We start from the raw sequence: 3,109 nt of genomic DNA, 5'->3' as shown, positions 1-3,109 counted from the left end.
CGCACGGCCGCCACCCAGGCGATGCCCCCACTGTGAGAAACTCCTCGCCGACGCCGTCGAATCTAAACTGCCAAAGTAGTGCTAGTGGATAGAGTCTAACACTTGGTGCCCGCGTTTGACGGCGGCGATGATTTTTTCGGGGTCGGCGGTCCAAGAGAAGGGTTTGGGTTGCTGGTTGTGCTCTTGGAGGAAGCGGTTGATTGCCGCCTGGAGGTCGACAACGGAGTGGAAGACGCCGCGCTTGAGGCGACGCTTCGACAACTTGGCTAAGAAACCCTCGACCGCGTTGAGCCACGAGCACGAGGTCGGCGTGAAGTGGAAGGTGAAGCGCTGATGGCGGTCGAGCCAAGCGCGCACCTTGGGGTGCTTGTGGGCGGCGTAGTTGTCGAGGACGATGTGGATGGCCTTGCTGGCCGGCACTTGCGCCTCGATGGCGTTGAGGAAGCGGATGAACTCCTGATGGCGATGCCGCTGCATGTTCTTGCCGATAACGGTGCCGTCGAGCACGTTGAGAGCGGCAAACAGGGTGGTCGTGCCATGCCGCTTGTAGTCGTGGGTCATCGTGCCGAGCCTGCCCTTCTTCATGGGCAGGCCGGGCTGGGTGCGGTCGAGCGCCTGGATCTGGCTCTTCTCGTCGACCGACAGCACGATGGCGTGAGCCGGCGGATCGACATAGAGGCCGACGACGTCGCGCAGTTTGTCGACGAACTGCGGATCGTTGGAGAGCTTGAACTGGCGCCAGCGGTTGGGCTGCAGCCCGTGCGCCTTCCAGATGCGACGCACCGCACTGGGGCTGATGCTGGCCGCGGCCGCCATCTTGTCGGCGGTCCAGTGCGTCGTCTCGCCAGGCGGGTCCTGCAACGTCAGCGCCACCACACGCTCGGCTACTTCAGGCCCGAGAGGCGCAATGCGCGAGGGCCGCGTCTTGTCGCGCAACAGTCCTTCGAAGCCTTCCGTGGCGAAGCGCTCCCGCCAACGCCATACGCAGGTCTTGGATTTGCCGGTTTGCCGCATGATTTCGACGGTGCCCACACCGTCGCCGCTCAACAGAATGATCTCGGCGCGCCAAACATGCTTCTGCGGCGCATTGCGATAGCGCGCTCAGGCGCTGGCGATCAATCGGCGAAACGGTGAGGGATATTCCTGTGCGCATACGCCAAACTCGCATGCGCACTCGCGAAAGGGAATCCCAAGCCGGACTCTTGTGTTAAGCGGAAACCACTAGAATGGCTGATGATCGACTCGACCATCGTGCGGGCGCATCAGCATGCCGCAGGCGCCCGCAAGGAAAAAGGGGGGCGGATGCCCAGGGCCTGGGTCGGTCTCGCGGCGGGCTGAGCACCAAAATCCACGTCGCCGGCGATGCGCTCGGCAATCCGGTCCGCCTGATCGCCAGCCCCGGACAACGCAACGACATCGCCTTTGCCCATGATCTCGTCGATGGCTTCGAGGCCGGTGCCACGATCGCCGACAAGGGCTATGACGCCGACCACCTGCACGAAAAGATCGCCCAGACGGGAGCCGAAATCGTCATTCCACCAAAGCGCAACCGCAAGCTCCAGCGTCCCTACAACACTCACCTCTACAAGGAGCGCAATCTCATTGAGCGCTTCTTCAAAAAGCTCAAGCAGTTCCGTCGCGTCGCAACACGATACGACAAGCTGCTGGCCAACTTCATGGGCTTCGTTAAACTCGCCGCCATCGCTATCTGGCTCAGATAGGTTAAATCGTCACCACGGCCTAGACAAACGAGCGAATATGGTAGGATATGCCGGACTTCATGCACACGATGGACACGCTCTGGTTTATTAGAGGCCTCTCTGTTTTGGTCTTTTGGTCAAGATGCTCTGCACTTTTTTCTGGACCGTTTCCGTGGGTCACTCGCTTCTCTTCGCGGTCAGCGCTTAGTCTAGTGCGCATCCATAAACGCTGTTTTTGCGAGTGTTCTGAGCCAGTTTGGCGGCCCAATTCATGCTGTTCTTGCGGCGCGTTATGGCGCGAGACGTTGAGATCGCGACCGAGATTGTTTGCAACGGTCATGCGGGCATAAGGTATCGGCCGCGCTTGCCGGCATGCCCATTGAGGGCGACCCGATGAGTGGGAGGTCAGTTGGGTGTGAGGCGGGCGAAGAGGGCGAGGTTGTAAGCGACCACCGAGGACCAGACGTAAGCCTTGAAGCGGGTGAGCCCACGCCAGGTGCAGCAGGCCAGACCGTAGGCGCGTTTCAGGCAGGAGATGTCGGCCTCGATGCCGGCGCGGAAGTTCCTCAGCTTGCGGTAGACCCAGCGGCTCTTGACCATGTCTTCTATTTTGAGGCCCGCCTTCTTGTGGAAGGCCATGTCGCGCACGCCCCAGGCCTTGGCCTGGCTCAGATTGGCACGGCTGGCAAAGCCGCCATCGGCGGCCGCCTGCCGCGGCGCTTGGCCATAAAAAGCGATGTGGCGCTCCAGCATTGGCAGCAGACGCTCGCTGTCGGCCGGGTTGCCGGCCTCGATGACGAGATCCAGGATCAGGCCACTTCTGCTCAGATTGATCTTGTGGCCGTAATCGACATCGCGACGGCCCTTGACGATGATATCGGCATGCGGCTCGAAGAGGCTTACCAGTTTCTCGCCGGCGGGCACCGCCTCGCCGCCCAGGACCCGCCGCTCGGACTGGGCGATGATCTGCTCGATCAGCGGCCGGTAGTGGCAGACGGTGGCCTGCCAGAGTTCGCCGGCCGGGCCCGTCGCCAGGGGCAACTGCGCCGCCGCCTGGTCCAGATAGGCAAGGGTTTTGTGGGTGATCCTGAGCAGCTCGCGATAGGACTTGACCCGTTGGAGGCGGCTGCGGGCATACTCGATCGTACGGGCCCGCTTCTTCGCCGCGCGGCAGTGATCATGCCATGGGGTGGCGCTGCCCAGGGCATCGGCCGCGTAGAGCAGCCGCACCATCACCCGCACGGCGTCCCATAACAGGCTGTTGTCGCTTGGCGTGTGGATGAATGCTGCGGTGACGGTGCTGTCGACACGTACGACCTTGCCGGGGACTGTCAGGAATCTTGTGCGTGAGGCCATGATGATGGAAAGGAGAATCATCGCATGGCCATTGAGAAGGAAGTACTGGATCG

At 61.9% G+C, this 3,109-nt stretch carries 1 protein-coding gene and 2 pseudogenes; 1 reads left to right on the top strand and 2 read right to left on the bottom strand.

The genetic code is table 11. The features are described from left to right. Positions 1–81: 81 nt before the first annotated feature. A pseudogene (locus NKH02_RS34220) lies at positions 82–1,153 on the bottom strand (IS630 family transposase). A 68-nt stretch (positions 1,154–1,221) separates the two neighbouring features. On the opposite strand from NKH02_RS34220, the pseudogene NKH02_RS34215 reads away from it, so the two are divergent. After that, a pseudogene (locus NKH02_RS34215) lies at positions 1,222–1,721 on the top strand (IS5 family transposase); the annotation flags it as partial. Between the two features lie 384 nt (positions 1,722–2,105). Here NKH02_RS34215 and NKH02_RS34210 read toward each other — a convergent pair. After that, on the bottom strand, positions 2,106–3,109 hold a 1,004-nt coding region (locus tag NKH02_RS34210), incomplete at its 5' end, for an ISNCY family transposase (RefSeq protein WP_352884234.1).

Source organism: Mesorhizobium sp. M1396, from assembly GCF_040317725.1.
In the GTDB taxonomy this organism is placed as follows: Bacteria; Pseudomonadota; Alphaproteobacteria; order Rhizobiales; family Rhizobiaceae; genus Mesorhizobium.
Note: the sequence above shows the minus strand (reverse complement) of the source record. Positions and strands in the feature narration are given on the sequence as shown.